The sequence below is a fragment of the Halobacillus sp. HZG1 genome, from assembly GCF_035818575.1.
Classification (GTDB): domain Bacteria; phylum Bacillota; class Bacilli; order Bacillales; family Halobacillaceae; genus Halobacillus; species Halobacillus litoralis.
This window is the reverse complement of record NZ_JAYLVQ010000061.1, coordinates 115,692-132,843: the sequence shown is the minus strand read 5'-3', so window position 1 is coordinate 132,843 and position 17,152 is coordinate 115,692. Positions and strand designations below refer to the sequence as shown.

14 protein-coding genes and 1 riboswitch are annotated in these 17,152 nt (G+C 44.7%); of the genes, 9 read left to right on the top strand and 5 right to left on the bottom strand.

The genetic code is table 11. The features are described 5' to 3' along the window. Position 1: 1 nt before the first annotated feature. A complete protein-coding gene (locus VKA52_RS09765; RefSeq protein WP_326315468.1) occupies positions 2-1,831 on the bottom strand; it encodes a cache domain-containing sensor histidine kinase in 1,830 nt (609 codons plus the stop codon). 145 nt (positions 1,832-1,976) lie between these two features. Here VKA52_RS09765 and VKA52_RS09760 point away from each other — a divergent pair, with 145 nt between their 5' ends. From VKA52_RS09760 to VKA52_RS09725, 8 genes are all read left to right on the top strand, one after another. After that, positions 1,977-3,311 (top strand): ABC transporter substrate-binding protein, encoded by a 1,335-nt coding sequence (locus VKA52_RS09760; protein ID WP_326315466.1) that lies wholly within the window; start codon positions 1,977-1,979, stop codon positions 3,309-3,311. Positions 3,312-3,332: 21 nt separating this feature from the next. Then, positions 3,333-4,346 carry a carbohydrate ABC transporter permease gene (locus tag VKA52_RS09755; protein ID WP_326315464.1) on the top strand — a complete coding sequence of 338 codons (1,014 nt, stop codon included), beginning with the start codon at positions 3,333-3,335 and terminating at the stop codon, positions 4,344-4,346. Positions 4,347-4,366: 20 nt separating this feature from the next. Further along, positions 4,367-5,194: a carbohydrate ABC transporter permease gene (locus tag VKA52_RS09750; RefSeq protein ID WP_326315462.1), complete on the top strand. Its 828-nt coding sequence runs from the start codon at positions 4,367-4,369 to the stop codon at positions 5,192-5,194. 37 nt (positions 5,195-5,231) lie between these two features. Further along, positions 5,232-6,146 (top strand): hypothetical protein, encoded by a 915-nt coding sequence (locus tag VKA52_RS09745; protein WP_326315460.1) that lies wholly within the window; start codon positions 5,232-5,234, stop codon positions 6,144-6,146. A 28-nt stretch (positions 6,147-6,174) separates the two neighbouring features. Next, positions 6,175-6,957 (top strand): sugar phosphate isomerase/epimerase family protein, encoded by a 783-nt coding sequence (locus VKA52_RS09740; RefSeq protein WP_326315458.1) that lies wholly within the window; start codon positions 6,175-6,177, stop codon positions 6,955-6,957. After that, positions 6,957-7,955, top strand: coding sequence for a Gfo/Idh/MocA family protein (locus tag VKA52_RS09735; RefSeq protein ID WP_326315652.1), 999 nt, complete (start codon positions 6,957-6,959; stop codon positions 7,953-7,955). The genes VKA52_RS09740 and VKA52_RS09735 overlap by 1 nt, the downstream gene beginning before the upstream one ends. Continuing rightward, complete coding sequence (locus VKA52_RS09730) at positions 7,952-9,829, top strand: beta-N-acetylhexosaminidase (RefSeq protein WP_326315456.1); 1,878 nt, start codon at positions 7,952-7,954, stop codon at positions 9,827-9,829. Before VKA52_RS09735 ends, VKA52_RS09730 begins: the two co-directional genes overlap by 4 nt. Before the next feature lie 87 nt (positions 9,830-9,916). Continuing rightward, a complete protein-coding gene (locus tag VKA52_RS09725) occupies positions 9,917-10,870 on the top strand; it encodes a hypothetical protein (protein WP_326315454.1) in 954 nt (317 codons plus the stop codon). Between the two features lie 70 nt (positions 10,871-10,940). Here VKA52_RS09725 and VKA52_RS09720 read toward each other — a convergent pair whose 3' ends face one another. The 4 genes from VKA52_RS09720 to VKA52_RS09705 all read right to left on the bottom strand — a co-directional run bounded on the left by VKA52_RS09720 (position 10,941) and on the right by VKA52_RS09705 (position 15,740). Then, the gene (locus VKA52_RS09720; protein ID WP_326315452.1) at positions 10,941-11,813 is read right to left on the bottom strand and encodes a 5'-methylthioadenosine/S-adenosylhomocysteine nucleosidase; all 873 of its coding nucleotides are present in this window, start codon (positions 11,811-11,813) and stop codon (positions 10,941-10,943) included. A 153-nt stretch (positions 11,814-11,966) separates the two neighbouring features. Next, positions 11,967-12,070: riboswitch (purine riboswitch) on the bottom strand. Between the two features lie 293 nt (positions 12,071-12,363). Continuing rightward, complete coding sequence (locus VKA52_RS09715; RefSeq protein WP_326315450.1) at positions 12,364-13,989, bottom strand: L-lactate permease; 1,626 nt, start codon at positions 13,987-13,989, stop codon at positions 12,364-12,366. Positions 13,990-14,013: 24 nt separating this feature from the next. After that, positions 14,014-14,979 (bottom strand): L-lactate dehydrogenase, encoded by a 966-nt coding sequence (locus VKA52_RS09710; RefSeq protein WP_326315448.1) that lies wholly within the window; start codon positions 14,977-14,979, stop codon positions 14,014-14,016. Positions 14,980-15,362: 383 nt separating this feature from the next. Further along, the gene (locus VKA52_RS09705) at positions 15,363-15,740 is read right to left on the bottom strand and encodes a PilZ domain-containing protein (RefSeq protein ID WP_326315446.1); all 378 of its coding nucleotides are present in this window, start codon (positions 15,738-15,740) and stop codon (positions 15,363-15,365) included. A 223-nt stretch (positions 15,741-15,963) separates the two neighbouring features. Between VKA52_RS09705 and VKA52_RS09700 the strand changes: the two genes are divergently transcribed. Then, positions 15,964-17,004, top strand: a complete 1,041-nt coding sequence (locus VKA52_RS09700; RefSeq protein ID WP_326315444.1) for a lactonase family protein — start codon at positions 15,964-15,966, stop codon at positions 17,002-17,004. Positions 17,005-17,152: the final 148 nt, after the last annotated feature.

Below are 17,152 nucleotides of genomic sequence, written 5' to 3'. Positions count from 1 at the left end.
GTCAAGCCTCCTTTTTCGTTTCATGAGTCAAATAGGGCAGGGTGATGACGATAACCGTCCCTTTCTCATTGGATCGCTCAATCGTTAAACCATACGGTTGTCCAAAAGTCGCATGAAGACGTCTGTGGACATTGTTCATACCGATTCTCTTCGTCGTTTTCTTCTCTTCCGAGGGTTCATTGGTTTGGAAAGCCTGATTGTAGGTGTCTTTTGTTGTCTGATCCATTCCGCTCCCATGGTCTACAATATACAGGGAGTAACCGAATTCATTCCTTTTCCCGTAAATGCCGATGAAGGAGGGAGCTAATCCATGATCTTCATACCCATGGATGAAGGCATTCTCGAGGATCGGCTGTAAAGTGATGCGTGCAGCCAGGACTTCCTTGATATCCTCTTCCTTGAAATCGTAGACGACGTTCAAGTCTTCGAAGCGCTCTTGTTGAATATCAAGATACGACCGAATCTGCTGGATTTCCTCCTTCAGGGTGACGACTTTCTTAGAATTGCTGACATTATATCTGAACATGTCTGCTAAAGAGGTCGTCATCCGGCTGATCATCCACTGATTTTCAATAATGGCATGAGAGTTGATGAGTTCGAGTGTGTTGTAAAGAAAGTGCGGGTTGATCTGCGATTGCATCGCTCTCAGTTCTGATTCCCTGTTTTTGATCTCCAGTTCTTTTTCCTTCAATTTCGAGTGGTGGACCTCTTCAATCAATCGATTAAGCTCGTCTGTCATGTTGTAAAAGCTCTCATATAAATCACTGACCTCATCATTCCGATAGAAGCGGAGGGGTTTGATTTTATTGAATTTCAATCGGCCGGACTGCGCTTTTTTCATAAGCTTCTGCAGGTTGATCAATGAATAGGTCAAAGAGAAGGAGAATCCTCCAACAAACAGTAAAGCTACACCAATGAGTGCAAGGCCGATCCAGATGGTGAGGTTTCTGAAACTCATCAAATTGGTCATGACGGCTTGCATCGGGACATTGGCAATCATCGTCCAGTTGGATTGATCGGATCGGTCCATGACCATGAGGGTCCGTTTGTCTTCGATCTGGTTGATCAGGAAGTTCTGGCTTTCCGTCTGATTCTCTTCGTAATCAAAAGTCTGGCCAAGCTCTGTCTGGTCAGGGTGGAAGATGATTCGATGATTCTCGTTGACAATCCAGACGCGGTTGAAGTGGCTTTCGGTGACTTCATTGATAATGTTATCGATTTGATTGAGGCGCAGATTGATGATAAGTAAACCGGAAGTCTCGAAGGTTTGGACATCGTAGACTTTACGGACCACAGTTAAGACAGGTGTGTCATAGATGAAGTCGATATTCATGATTTGATAAGCGTCCAACTGTTCGGTTTGTTTGAGAAGTTCTTGGTTTCTATTTCGGATCCGGTCCATATTCAGGATGTGATTGACCTGGCTGTAATTGTTGATCTGCATTCCAAACTGGTTGATGAGGGAAATGCCGAAAATATCAGACCTTCCTTCTAAAATACTGGAAAAGGCCTCTTCTTTGATGTCTTTATCCAATGTAAACCGTTCATAACGGCTGGTGGAGCCTGGAGGTAAATCCAAGTATCTTTGAATCGGTGACATCGAAACGATCGGGGCGGTGGATTGTTCTAAATCATTCAAGTAAAAGTCCAGGTATTCATTCGTTTGAGCGAGGAGATGCTGGCTGTTTTGGACTGCGTTATTTTCAATCGTTTTTGTTGATTTTCCATACCAGAAAAAACCGAGGATCAGCAGGGGGATACATACAAATACAAGAATGATCATAAAAAGCTTCGTATGAATCGAGTTCTTTTTCAACAGTACAAAGTTCATGCTCCCCCTCCTCCGTTAATATTTTGAATATTTATAATTTTATTGAAAAAAACACAAACTTTCAAATGGAATGACATTTTTTATTTTTACCAACAGCTTTAGAATAAGGGTTGTAAGCGATAACAAACATAGAGGGGGAAACAAGATGGCAGGCAAGTGGTTGAAGATTTCTGTACTTATTATGGCTTTTGTATTCATTTTAACAGGATGCTCGGATGAATCGGGTGGTGAGGCCGGTGCAAATTCTGATCAAACCGAAATCACGTTAGGGTTTTATTCCTCAGGAAGTGCGGATGAGAAAATGAATGAACTGATCAAGAAATTTGAGGAAGAACATCCGGACATCAAGGTCAACACACAAAATGCTCCATATCAACAGTTCTTCCAAAAGCTGGATACTCAAATCGCAGGAGGAACCGCACCTGATGTCTGGTTGTCTGACGGGGTGTTCGTTCAGAAATACGCGGAACGTGGAGCGGCGAAGGACCTGACGGAGTGGATCAATGAAGATTTAGACAAAGATGAATACTATGGTTTGGATTTCAATAAAGACTCCGATGGAAAGTATTGGGGCGTCCCTCAAGGAATACAAATCGGTGCCCTTTTCTACAACAAAGACATGTTTGATCAAGCGGGTGTCGATTATCCGGATGAAAGTTGGACATGGGAAGACCTGAAAGAAGCCGGTGCGAAGTTGACGATTGATACTGATGGAAAGAAAGCGGATGATGCTTCTTTCAAACCGGATAGTGTGAAACAGTACGGTTTGACGTTCTTCAATATTACCGAAGGCTGGATGCCAGTGATGAAGTCATATGGTGGAGGAGTTCTCGGGGAAGATTTACGGAACTCCATCATTGATTCGGAAGAAAACAAAGAAGCGATCAACTATATCGTGGATGGAATGGAACGGGGAATTTTCACAGATCCTTCTGACCTTCAGGCATTCCAAAGCCCGATGTCTCCATTCCCGAGTGAAACAGCTGCGATGCGGATCGGGATTTATGCAAGGACACTCGCCGCTAACGAAACAGGCGTGAATTATGATGTCACGGTGCTTCCGAAAGGCCCGGATGGAGAGAGATTCTCACCAACCATTGCGAACTCATGGGTCATCAGTGACAGTGCGTCCGATGAAAAAGCGAAAGCGGCCTGGGAATGGGTGAAGTATTGGGTCCAGGAAGATGAAGTCCAAAAAGAATGGGCGGCTCTGGGTGAAGCAGTGCCTGTGAAGAAATCTGTGGCGAACTCTGAACTGTTCTTAGGATCCGGGGATAAACCAGCCAATAAGCAGGCATTCCTTGACAGCTTTGAGCATGCGGGAACATTAGATGTTAACGCCGTTTGGTCTGAATGGGTGAAGAAATTCGGTGACAATATCAACCGCGCTTTTCTTAATGAAACGAGTGTAGAGGAAGCGCTGGAAAACGCAGACGAGGAAGTGCAGAAAGTATTGGATGAATTTTACGAAAACCAATAGAGAAGAAAGTGTGTGGCTGATATGAGCGATAACTTAAATCCGAAAAATGAATTCCCTGAGCAGCAAGGGGAGAAAAAGCAAAAGAAATCCAAGTTGACATTAGCCAAGCAGAAGAAACCGAAACCACCGAAGAAGAAGTGGTTGACGAATGAGGGGAAATGGGGGCTTTTCATGATTTCCCCCTACCTCATTCAGTTCATCGTCTTTATTGCTTTTACGTTGATTGCGTCGTTATATTTCAGCTTTTCCAGGTACGATATGCTCAATGCGCCTCAATGGATCGGACTTGATAATTACGACAAATTGATCAACGATCCGGTTTTCTGGAAGTCCTTATGGAACACGATTTATTTCACTGTCCTGTTTGTACCGACTCAGACCATCCTCGCTTTGATTTTAGCCACGGCTTTGAATCAAAGTTTGAAAGGGTTGAAGCTTTACCGGATGGCCCATTTCATTCCTGTCATTTCGTCCTGGACGGTCGTGTTGTATGTGGCGGATGCCATTTTTAATCCTCGTTTTGGATTAGCGAATGACCTGCTATTGAAACTGGGAATGGAGCCGCAGCAGTGGTTGAACGATGAAGCCCTTGTTATTCCAGTGCTGGTCGCCGTCGCCGTTTGGAAAGGGATCGGCTATATGATGATCATTTTCCTGGCCGGGTTGCAGAACGTCCCGGAAGATCTTTACGAAGCAGCGGATATCGAAGGTGCAGGGGTGCTGCAAAAGTTCAGGCACGTAACGGTACCCTTGATTTCTGGTACCACGTTCCTTGTTCTTGTCCTGAGTACCATCACAACTTTCCAGGCGTTTGAACAAATCTATGTCATGACAGGGAACTCCGGTGACATTACGGCCGCAGGTGGTCCGAATAATGCAAGTATGGTACTGATGCTTTATTTGTTCCAGCAAGGGTTCGCCTTCTTGAAGATGGGCTATGCCTCCGCCATCGCCTGGGTGCTGTTCCTGATCTTATTCGCCATTACGCTCGTCCAAGTGAAACTGCAGAACAAGTGGGTGCACTATGAGAAATAGAGGATCTAGAGGTGTTATCTATGAAAAATCCCAATAGGAAAAGGAAGATTGTCAGTTATCTAGTCATTACGTTCAGTGCGCTGATCATGCTGACGCCATTTGTGGCGGCGGCACTGAACTCTTTGAAATCCTACACACAATATACGGCGATACCGGTCGAATGGATTCCCAATCCTTTTAAATGGGAGAATTATATTGAAGTCTGGCGGATGACGGACTTCGCTCAATATGGGTGGAACAGTCTGGTCGTGACGGTGCTGTCTGTCCTTGGTGCATTATTCTCCTGTTCCATGGTCGCGTATGCGTTTGCCCGTCTGGACTTTCCTTTTAAAAATTCTTTGTTCGTCATGGTCCTTGGTACCTTGATGATCCCGCCGGTGGTTATGATCATCCCGCAATTTATCATCTTTAAGAATATGGGGTTTTTAGATACGCTCGTTCCCTTATGGATTTTGGAATGGCTCGCCCAACCGTTCGGGGTGTTCCTGATGAGGCAGGCGTTCCTATCAATCCCTAAGAGTTATGAGGAGGCTGCGAAATTGGATGGATGTTCTCCGTTTCAAACGTATTGGAGAATCTTCCTGCCGATGTGTAAGCCGCAGTTAGCGACACTGACGATTTTCACATTCATGACCAAATGGAACGAAATCATGGCCCCTGTCATCTACCTATCTTCAGAAGACAAATTCACGCTGCCCATTGGGGTATTGTCGATGTCCGGTGCCTGGTTCGGTAAGGAGCAGTACTTGGTGGCCGCGGCATTGATGACATTGATCCCTATCCTGATTGTCTTCCTGTTCACGGAGAAGTTCTTCGTACGCGGAGCCAGTTCATCTGGTCTGAAATAAAAGCTTGGCGATTCCCGTTCATAGGATGTGACTTCATATGAAAAAAAGGTTGTTGTTTGTCGGACAAAAAGAGATTTGGAATAAAGTAGAACGAGTAGCTGAGGAATTTCCTCTCCTCAAGGTGACCCCTCTTTTAAAAGAGGCGGATAGAGATCCAAGCTTTGATGGCCTCTCTTTATCTACCTTTGATGCTGTTCTGACTCCCATGTTTGAAAGTGAGAACCTGAAGAGGGAGTTCCCTGAAAAAACGGTTTATGAATTGACTTGCTCTCCAATGGCTTTAAACGCTGCCTTGAGCAAGTGGTTGTTCAGCCAAAACCAGGATTCAGAAGGTAAGTGGAGCATTGACTATAGGAGCAGGGAAGAAATCCGTATGCAGGTCATGGAGGAAAACCTTCCGCTTGAGAACCTGGAAATCTTTGAACATAGGAAAGAGATGAATGTGAACGACATTATCGCTCACCATAAGCGTGGTTTGGAAAATCAACATGATACAAACATCATTACCACTCACCCTCGTGTCTTCCAAGCTTTTCAGGCGATGGGGGAGGAGGTCCATTTGATCACACCCACCCACTCCTGCATCCGGACAGAAATACAAAAACTTGTTGATCGATGGAGTTCTCTGGAGCCTTCGTTTCCTTACAGGCTGGAAGGTCAGAAGTCACTAAAACACATGAAAAATATAGGCATCAGTGGAGCGACCATCTATCGCCTGATCGGGTTATGCCGAACCTTAGGCAGAGATAAAATGACAGCCGCAGAATTAGCGAAGGGGTTCTCCATCACCTTGAGAAGTGCACGCCGTATTCTTACAACACTGGAAAACCATAGTCTCGCCAAAATCATCGGAGAAGAGCAGTTCGGAGGAAGAGGACGTCCGAGATATGTCTATCAAGTGGATTTATCATCGTTTGAAGAAGGACTGACTTCCCTGTCTGCTCTTGGGTGAGTGGATGGTTTATGAAAGGAAGTGTACGATGAGCCGATTTTTAATGAATACCGTCCTGTTCGAAAGAAATCGCTGGGAGCCAGGTCGCAACCCATCCCTGAGTGTCAGTGAGTGGATGGGAAGGATGAAGGAGGATGGTTTTGATGGCATTGAATTATGGGAGAACCATGCATTGAAAAGCTCGGACGAAGAAATAGAAGCACTCAAAGCTCATTCATTGTCGGTTGAAATCTATAATTCTTATGTCTCTTTTGATGACGATCAGGATAAAGAGAGAGAGGAAGCGGCAGCCATGATTCACCGGTTACAGCCGAAGCAGGTGAAGTTTAATTTTGGAGATTCGGAAGCCTCGTTGGATGTGTATATTCGTAATCTTAAAGAGTGGGAGAAACAGCTCCCTGAAGATTGCGAACTGTTATGCGAGTGTCACCCAGGGACGGTCATGGAAGATCCTGAGACTGCCCGGGATGTTCTTGAACAACTCCGACCAATGGACGTCAAAGCGATCATCCATCCCTTCCATGCCCAGGTGGATCTGAAAGGATGGTTCGATCACTTAGAAGAAAAAATCGTTCATGCTCATGTAAGTCTCTTTAAAAACCATGTGTTTCATGCCTTGGAAGAAGAACCTGAATTCATTCAGGAACGTCTTCAAATTCTAAAGGACAGTAATTACCGTGGAAGTTTCTCGATGGAATTCACCAAAGGAGTAGCTGAAGCGGATGAGACACCACAAGAGATTTATACGCATGCGGTAAAAGACGTCTCTTATTTAAAGAGACAACTACAAAAGCAGGAGGTGCAAAGGTGATGTTAAACGTCGGTGTCATCGGTGGAGGGATAATCGCGCGAGAACACTTGGAAGCCATTCGATCCCTGGATGAACTTCAAGCGGTGGCATTGGCGGAGCTTGACGCCTCTAAAAGAGACGCTTTGTCCAGGGAGTTCGGGCTGAACGGGTACACGGATTATAAACAAATGATTCAGGAAACCACGCCGGATCTTGTCATCATCACCCTGCCCCACCACTTACATAAGGAGGCGGCGCTATTCTCTGCCGAGCAAGGCTGTCACCTTCTTCTTGAAAAACCGATGGCTCTGAATTCTATAGAGTGTAAGGAGATTCTGACAGCTGCAGCGGAGAACAACGTACAGTTGCTGGTCGGACATATTCAACACTATTTCCAGGAAAACAAGTGGGCGAAGCGGGTGATCCAGGAGCTGAAGCTGGGCGAATTGGTGTTTATTAATGAGACCCGTCATCTCCACTACTTTACAGATGACCGCCCGAAATGGTTTCTGGATCCGGATTGCTCCGGGGGAGGCATCATTATGAACATAGGAGCTCATTGCATTGATAAAATTCAATGGGTTGTGAATGAGCCGTTTACGAAAGTTATATCCAACTTATCCTATGCATCACCAGGGATTGAGGGAGCTGGACTGCTTCACTTGGAGACAGAATCAGGGATTCCCGTCAGCATTTCAATATCAGGATACAACCCGGTCCCCAAGCAGGTGACGGAATTTGTTTTCACCAACGGTATGATGAAGGTGGAGATAGGAAAAGGGGTGTGGGTCAGTAAAGATGGAAAGTATGAACAAGTGTATGCATCCAATCAGGACCACCCTTTTCAAGAGCAATTGATTGAGTTGGTAAATGGGATTACAGGAAAAGCTCCTATTGAAAATACGGGGGTGTACGGCAAGTCTATTATTCAAGTCATTGAATCCATCTATCAATCAGATCAGGAAGCGAAGTCTGTACGGTTATCTCATTCGTTCCAAGGGAAGGAGGAACTTCTTTGAACATAAGGTTGGAAGGCGATATTGAAGAATTTCAAGCAGCCCTGGATGAGCTTGCAGAAATTTATGGATGCAAGCTGGATAACGAGGGTGGTTTGCGGATCCGGGTGAAGCGGTGGGAGCATAAGAACCTGAAGGTCACCTTGAATGAAGAAGAAGGAGCTATTTTTTTCAATCAGCCGATTCATTTCTTCAGGGCATTGGGTCTTTTGTTGGAAAAAGCCGCTCACACCTCTACTTTCACCATTGAGGAAACCCCACAGTTCACCATGAACGGAATCATGCTCGACTGTTCCAGGAATGGTGTCATGAAGCCGGACCAAATCAAAACGATGGTCCGGATGATGGCCGTCATGGGATTGAATATGCTGATGCTTTATATGGAAGATACATACGAAATCGAAGAGCAGCCGTACTTTGGCTATAGGCGCGGCCGCTACAGTAAGGAAGAACTGAAGGAATTGGACGATTATGCGGATCAGTTCGGGATTGAATTGATTCCGAGCATTCAGACGCTTGCTCACCTGGCGACCTTCTTGCGGTGGGATGGGAATGAGGCATTGAAAGATACATCCGATATCCTGCTGTCAGGAGCAGGAGAAACATACGAACTGATTGAGCAGATGATCACCTCTGTGATGCAGCCATTCCGGACGAAGCGTATTCATATCGGTATGGATGAGGCGCATTTGTTAGGTAGAGGACAATATTTGAAGAAGTACGGATATCGTCCAAGCTTCGAGATCATGAATGATCATTTGAAGGAAGTCTTGCAGATCACTCGGAAGAAAGGCCTTGATCCGATGATATGGAGTGATATGTACTTCCGGTTAGGTTCTGAGAAAGGGCACTACTATGATTTGGGTGCACATATCCCGGAAGATGTCATCGAGGAGATGCCGAAAGATGTCCAGTATGTCTACTGGGATTACTATCATGAGGATGAGGAGTTTTACCGGACATTCCTGCAGAAGCATCAATCGTTCGGGGCAAAACCTTTGTTTGCTGGCGGAATCTGGACTTGGAATGGTGTTTCGATTCATTATCCAAAAACATTCCGTGTCATCGAGTCTTCCTACAGCGCTTGTAAAAAAGAAGGCATCCAGGAAGTCTTCTCCACCCTTTGGGGGGATAACGGAGCGGAAACCAACCCTTTTCAAAGTCTTCTAGGACTGCAGCTGGTTGCTGAACATGGCTATGCCGTGGAGCCGGATAGGAAGAAGGTCAGGGAACGATTTGCTTTCTGCACAGGAGCAGATATGGAAGCTTTTCTGAAAATTGGAGAGCTGGATCAACCTCCGGGGTATGAGGAGGGGGAATTGGAGCCTGCTAATCCATCTAAATATTTGCTGTGGCAGGACCCATTCGTCGGTTTGTTTGATAAACAAGGGGAAGGACTGCCTTTGAACACTTATTATGGAGACCTCCATCGTCAATTGGAGGAGGCTAAGAAAAAGGTGGGGACCTGGAGTTGGATCCTCGAGGTTCCCGGTCAAATCTGTGCTGTCTTAAGCCTGAAAAGCGAACTCAATCATCAGTTGAAGACCGCTTATGAGGAAAAGGATTCTCTAGCTCTGCAACAGATGAAAGAACAACTTCTGCCCAACCTATTTCTGGAGGTCGAGCGGTTAAGAGACATTCATTACGAACAATGGATGAAAGTGAACAAGCCTTTTGGATGGGAAGTTTTGGACATTCGATATGGGGGGTTAATGGCGAGGATTCGGACAGCGATCCGTAGACTGTCTGACTATTTGAGAGGCCACATTCCAGACCTTCCTGAACTCGAAGAAGCAAGGCTTCCATTTTCATCGCGGGAAAACGGGTATGTCAGGTGCAATGATTATCAGAGGATCGCATCGGCGAACCCGCTTTAATAGATCATAGAGAAGGGTGTGATCATCAAGGTTGGCAAATCGATTCTTGAGACGCAGGTGTATTAAAAATACAGGAGGGTTTTGATGATGAAATTATCTAAGAGAATAGGTTGGCTGACAGGTTTATGTGCTATGGCTTTCGTTTTCGTATTTCTCCCCGGGAGCATCTCAGCAGAAACAGCATCCGGCAAAGACAAAGCGATGTGGGCGTGGTTTCCGAATGAGGATATTAATACAGAGGAATCAAGAGAAGAGATGGTTTCCTTTGCAGAAGAAAAAGGTGTGAACGTGATTTACTTGAATATTGGTGCTAGGGAGGATCTGCCCTATATCCAAAAGCATCCCGAACAGTACCAGGCATTTATCCAGCTTGCCCATGCCAACGGAATTGAAGTCCACGCGTTAGATGGAGCGGCGGAATGGGCTTTAGCTGAGAATAGACATGTCGCCTTATCCCGTTTGTTCGATGTACTGGACTATAACCGGAAAGCCGGAGAAGACGAGAAGTTTGACGGTATCCAATTGGATATTGAACCCTATTTGCTGGATGAGTGGGATACAGATGAAAGAGCGGATGTCATCGACCAATACTTGAAAGGCTTGCACGTGATCGACTCTATCGTGCAATCCCCTAAAATGAAGAGTGATTTTGAGTTTATGGTGGCTATGCCGTTCTGGTTTGATGGAGAAAAATATGAAACCACGTATAAAGGCGTAACCAAGCCTCTTTCTGATCATGTCATGGATACCGTGACTGATGGTGTGGCCATCATGGCTTACCGTGATTTTGCGGAAGGAAGAGATTCTATTTCGTATCATACCGAGCATGAAATCCAATATGCCAATCAAATTGATAGCAAGGTCATACTTGGAGTAGAAACTCAATATTTGGAGCCATATGAGAAGGTCTCCTTCTTCGAAGAAGGGGAAGCCTATATGAATGAACAGCTTCAAATATTAGATGAACTTTATGAGAATGAACCTTCTTATGCCGGTCAGGCAATTCATAAATATCAAAGCTACCAGACGATGAAGCCATAATTCTGTAACAAGAAGAGTTAAAGGTATGGATTAGAAAAGCGCAACTCCTAAACGAGTTGCGCTTTTTTCATTAGTTTATTGTAGTAGAAAGATACTCTTTCACCACTTCATAGACATAGTCCTGGTTTGCTTCAGCTGTGTCCGGATTATACTCTCCGCCATTCGTTTTATTATTGGATAGTGTACGAATGCCGAGGTATGGTACATCGTAGGCTTTGGCGATTTGCGCACCGGCAGCGCCTTCCATCTCTTCGACAGAAGTTCCGAAGTTCTCATGGAACCACTGGATGCGGTCGACTTCATTGTTCCAGACATCTGTAGAACCAATCGTACCTTCGACGACTTTTCCTTCTTCATGCGTATCTTTGACGGCTTTGGCAGCTTTCAGCAGGTCTTTGTCTCCTTCAAAATAACGGATGTTTTCAGCATCAGGGTCTTCTCCAGCACTTCCTTCTGAAGCCATTAGATCCATAGGGATCCACTCTTTCGGAGCGATGCCTTCTCCATCTTCCAGATGTCCTGTTTTCAATGAACCAATGTTGACCGTTCTTTCTCCGAGGACGATATCAAAAACGTGCAAGTCAGGATCGTGACCACCGGATGTTCCCTGGTTGATGATGGCAGCTGGATCAAACTTTTCTATAGCGATCGCTGTAGCGGCAGCTGTATTTTCCATACCTTTTCCTGTTTTCATGACAATCACAGGATAACCATCGACTTTCCCTTTATAAAAGACGAAGTTCCCGGAAGTCTCTTCTTCTACATCCTCAAGCTTTGCTGCGAAGTTTTCGGCTTCAATAGGCATTGGACCTTGTATGAGAATGGGCTGCTGGTCGTTTTCTTCAGCAGATGCTTCTCCCTCTGCTGAACTCTGGCATCCTGCCAGAAGAGAAAAGGTTAGAGTGATGAATAGTAAGATTGCGAGTTTGCGAATGTTTTTCATGAGTAGCTCTCCCTTGATGTAGTACTCAATCACAAGTTGTACATCGTTTATCGCAAATAAAAAAGCCTGGAAAGTAACGAGCTACCTTCCAGACTACAAAAAGTTAAAACAAGGGTAAACGGCATCACTAAAAAATGTTGCATTTTAGGTGCAGATGGACTTGCTTCAACTCGTAGTCCAGTTCTTTCAATGGGAACTAGGTAGAAACGCTCAGACCTTATTACTGAGAATATACGAGTACGGTATGTAATTGGTTGTGGTGTAACTATAACAAAGACGTTTTAAATAAACAAGTAAAAAACGAACATTAATTCAAAATTTTAATTTAACGTTCGAATTAAGTGAGTTTTTTGTGGTTTTTTATATGTTTGGTAATGATTTACATGAAGATGAACGAACATTAGGAGTTTTCTGGAATGTGAAGTGGAAGAAGGTGGGTAAGATTGTTTAACCAATCGGCAGGGTGCCTCACTTGCATTTTTTTCCCTGACCTCCCATAACGACAGGAGGTCAGGTATTTTAAATAAGGGGAACATTTCACGGCCGTACCTTATATTCCAAACAAAGATAATACGAAGGTAGCGAGGCAGACGAAGACCAATAACCACAAACTGTATTTCAATGTCATTTTGAATAGAGCGGACTCTTGTCCAGTCTGTTTAACAGCTGCTGTCGCAATCGCGATGGACTGCGGAGAAATGAGTTTGGCCATGACGCCGCCAGCGGTGTTCGCAGCAAGCAGGAGCGCTGGGTTCGCCATAATCTGGTTCGCTGTCACCACTTGCAAATGTCCGAACAAAGCATTATTACTGACGACAGATCCTGTAATGAACACGCCCAGCCAGCCGAGGATTGGACTGACAAGAGGGAATAAATCTCCCGTCTTTGCTAATGCGAGTCCAATAGAAGAGCTTAAACCGGCAAAGTTTGATAGATTGGCAAATCCCATGACAAAGCAAATCGTCAGGATAGGAATCCATAGTTCCTGGATGGTCGTTCTTAGAGAATCCATTCCTTCCGGCAGTGTGATCGCGGAACTGAACCATCCGGTAAGCAGAACAGCAACCAATATCGCCGTTCCTGTTGCAGATAGTAAATTTAATTGGAAGATGGCATCTAAGGGAACGATTTCAGGTGAAATCGGAGGTGCCTTCTGGATTTCCTCATGTAAAAAAGGAACAGGAATCATGAGTGTTGTTTTTGCCAGGAACCCGCCTTCACTGAATAAGGCTTTAAAGGCAGGAAGGCTCCAAACGGTAATGACAGCCGTTAAAATATAAAAAGGAGACCAGGCTTTAATGATCTCTTTGATACTGTAAGTTTCCGTCTGCTGGACAGCTGGAGCATTCTCTTCTCTGTGAATGTTTTTCGGCTGCCATTTCCGTAAGAACAAGGCGAGTCCAGCCATACTTGCAAGAGCGGCAAGAATGTTGGCAAGTTCAGGGCCGAGGAACAGGATGGTAAAAATCTGAACGCCTGTGTAAATTCCGCTCACGACGAAAAGTGCAGGTAAGGTTTCTTTGACACCTTTTCTTCCATTAAGAAGGAACACGAGTAAAAAAGGAATGATGAAAGAAATCAAAGGTAAAAGATAAGCAAGAGTGCGGGACAATTCCATCGTTTCGAGGTTCCCCATCTGTGCACCAACAATGACAGGAATACCAATGGCTCCGAATGCTCCTGAAGCTGCGTTTGCAATCAAACATAAAGCGGCGGCTTTCAAAGGTCGGAAACCTAACTCGACAAGGAGAGCGGCACTGATGGCAATAGGGACACCGAACCCGGCTGCACCTTCCAAAAAGGCATTAAAGCTGAATCCGATGAGCAAAAGCTGCAGGCGCTGGTCCTGAGAGATGTTGGCTATACTTGAACGGATGACCGTGAATTTTCCGGTGCGCACTGCGATTTTGTATAACCAAACGGCCATAATGACGATGTAACCGATGGGCCACAGCCCATTGGCGATTCCATGAAAAGAAGCAGCTATCGCGTTCCCGACCGGCATCTCAAAGAATAGTACAGAAGACAGGACGCTTAAGATAAGGGTGAGAAGGGCAGCGAGAATGCCCTTCATCCGGAAACGCGTCAAGGCTAAAAAGAAGAAAATAATCGGCAGCGCAGCGACCAAAGCGCTCAGCCATACGTTTGAAAATGGATCATATTGTTGTAACCACATCCGTTATCACTCTTTCTGTACAGTCTAGTAAGTAGGTTTCACTTCGAAATGATCGGCCAGGATATTCTGGAGTACATCCGCGCTGTATTCCAGCTGCGTTTGTTCTTTTTCACTTAAGTTGAGCTCCACGATATTACGGATGCCCTGGCGATTGATGATGGCTGGGACACCGATATAAACATCTTGAAGATTGTACTCCCCATTCAAGTGAGCACTGACGGTCATCACACTGTTTTCATTACGAAGGATGGCTTTCGTAATCCGTGTCAGACCCATAGCTATGCCATAATAAGTAGCACCTTTTTTCTCAATGATTTGATACGCGGCATCCCTTACATTTGTGAAAATGTCCTCAAGGTCATCCATAGTGTAAGGTTCGTGGCGCCGGACCAGTTCAAGTACCGGTACTCCACCGATCGTCGCTTGACTCCATACAGGGAGTTCTGTGTCTCCATGCTCTCCTATGATATTGGCATGAACGTTTGTCGGATTGACATCAAAATATTCACCTAACAAATAACGGAACCTTCCGGAATCAAGGATTGTTCCACTTCCAATCACACGTTCTTTCGGAAGTCCGCTGAACTTCCATGTTGCATAAGTAAGAATATCCACGGGGTTCGTTGCGACAAGGAAAATGCCGTTGAATCCACTCGCCATCACTTGATCCACAATCGTTTTAAAAATTGATAAGTTCTTTTTCACAAGGTCCAAACGAGTTTCGCCGGGCTTTTGGTTGGCGCCTGCACATAGACAAACAATATCTGCATCTTTACAATCTTCATAATTTCCGTACCAGGTTTTTGTTGGGTTTGGAGCAAATACTTTTCCGTGATTCAGGTCCATGGCATCTCCCATGGCTTTGTTTTCATCCAAATCGATAATGACGAATTCCTGCGTCACAGATTGGTTCAACATTGCAAAAGCATAACTGCTTCCCACAGCTCCAGCTCCAATTAAGGCCACACGGTTTACACGGTTTGTAGTCATTTGAATTCCTCCATACAATCGCATTATGTTTGTGAATCATTTCACATATTTATTGTGCAATATTTCATCGGAAGATACAATAGTTTTTGTGAAGTATTTCACAAAATAACAATATACATAAGAAGTAAGCGATTTCTTGTTCAAAAATTGTACACAAATGGGTAGTGCTTTAAAATGAGCGTACGTTTACATGTATGTAAGGTATAAAAAAGCGAAGGGTAACGGTAGTCCGTTTGCCCTTCGCTTATTCGTCCTAGTTATCATTCGATTTTTTTGAGTTTCTCACGATTGTTCAAAGTGAGTAGGGAAAGATATTCTGTGTGATAGGAAATGGTATGGTCCCCTTGAGACGGGGGGACTTTGTTCGGCCAAGTGGTCATCGTTTATACTTCATTCCTATGATCATGATTGTTGGCGTAAACTTTGAGTGCTTCCACCAGCCCTTTACTTTCCGTTTCATCCAAGTCCATATAGATCCCATAATTAAACTGGGCGACTTTTTTCTTCCAAACGATGGTCCCAGGTAGGAGGAAATGCTGGCTATTCAGGTAGAAACTGATGGACAATTTGACCTCTTGTCCATCCTGGTGAGGAAGGTCCAGGTTTGTGTTCAACTTCATTCCCTGGGGGCTGATATCTATGATGTGGGCTTCACCTTTTGATGTATGCACCTCTTTTCTTCCTATTCTATGTATGCGGAAGAAAGCCTCGATCGGTTTTTTGAACTCATAGCGGAAGTAATCTTTCCTTTTATATCTCATGCTCCTAACCTCCCTGGTTGTTCAGTTGAACCTTTGTATGTTCATCATACGTTCCCGTTACTGGAAGGACAAGATATGGATGTATCATTAAAGGGATGAGAATCCGGGTATAGAAAAGAGGGAGATGGCAGTGATTTAGAAGCAAAGCCGTTTATGAGATAATGAAAGGAAGCGGCGGTCTGTTAGGATCGTCCACTACAACCGATATAAAGGAGTTTTCTTAATGACAAAGTTTGTTGGATATGTAGGAACCTATACAAAACAGGATAGTAAAGGTGTCTATCAATTTACCCTGGATACGGATAACAAGGAATTGAAAGATGTGAAATTAGCGGCTGAGCTGGCCAACCCGACTTATGTAACCGTGAGTGACGATCATAAGAACCTATATGCGGTGGCTAAAGAAGGAGAAAATGGCGGCGTAACGGCTTTTTCCATTCAAGAGGGAACGGGAGAGTTAACGAAATTAAACACGCAAACGGCTGCAGGATCTCCTCCGTGTCATGTAAGTGTCGATCACGAGAACAACACAGTAGTAACAGCGAATTACCATACAACGAATATTGTCTCTTACTTAACAAAGGAAGATGGATCTCTGAATCCAGCAACTGCCGTCGTGGAACATGAGGGTACGGGCCCACATGAACGACAGGAGAAACCACACATGCATTACGCAGGTTTTACTCCGGATGAAAAATATGTGATCGCGATTGACCTTGGAAGTGACCGCGTGATCACATACGCCGCTGATCAAGGGGATTTAACTCAAGTCCAAGTGTTCAATACAGCTCCTGGCAGTGGACCTAGACATATCACCTTCCACCCGAATCAAAAATACGCTTATGTGATGACCGAGCTGAGTTCAGAAGTGCTCGTGCTTCATTATGACGAGAAAGATGGTAGCTTTACAGAACACCAAGCGATTAAAACGATTCCGGATGGTTTTAACGAAACCAATGACGGAAGTGCCATCCATATTTCTTCAGATGGACAATTCGTGTATGCCGGAAATCGCGGACATAACTCCATTGCTTCCTATAAAGTCGATCAAGACACGGGTCAGTTGACCTTTGTTGAATGGACGTCCACAGAAGGGAACTGGCCGCGTGACTTTGTGTTGGATCCTACGGAAGAATTCTTAATTGCTACGAATCAGAAATCAAACACGATGACATTGTTTGAAAGAGACAAAGAGACAGGGAAGCTTTCCCTCGTTCAATCGGATGTTCATGTTCCGGAACCTGTTTGTGTAAAGTTTATTTGAAATACTAAATCCGTCTTAGGAGAAAGTTATTGAGATGGATTCAGATACTAGATGAGAGCCTTGGCAGAATTAGCAGGGAGTCCGGTTTTGAGCAGAACCTGTTGGTTCCTGTTTTTCGGATAAGATGTTCAAAGCAACGCTTATTTGG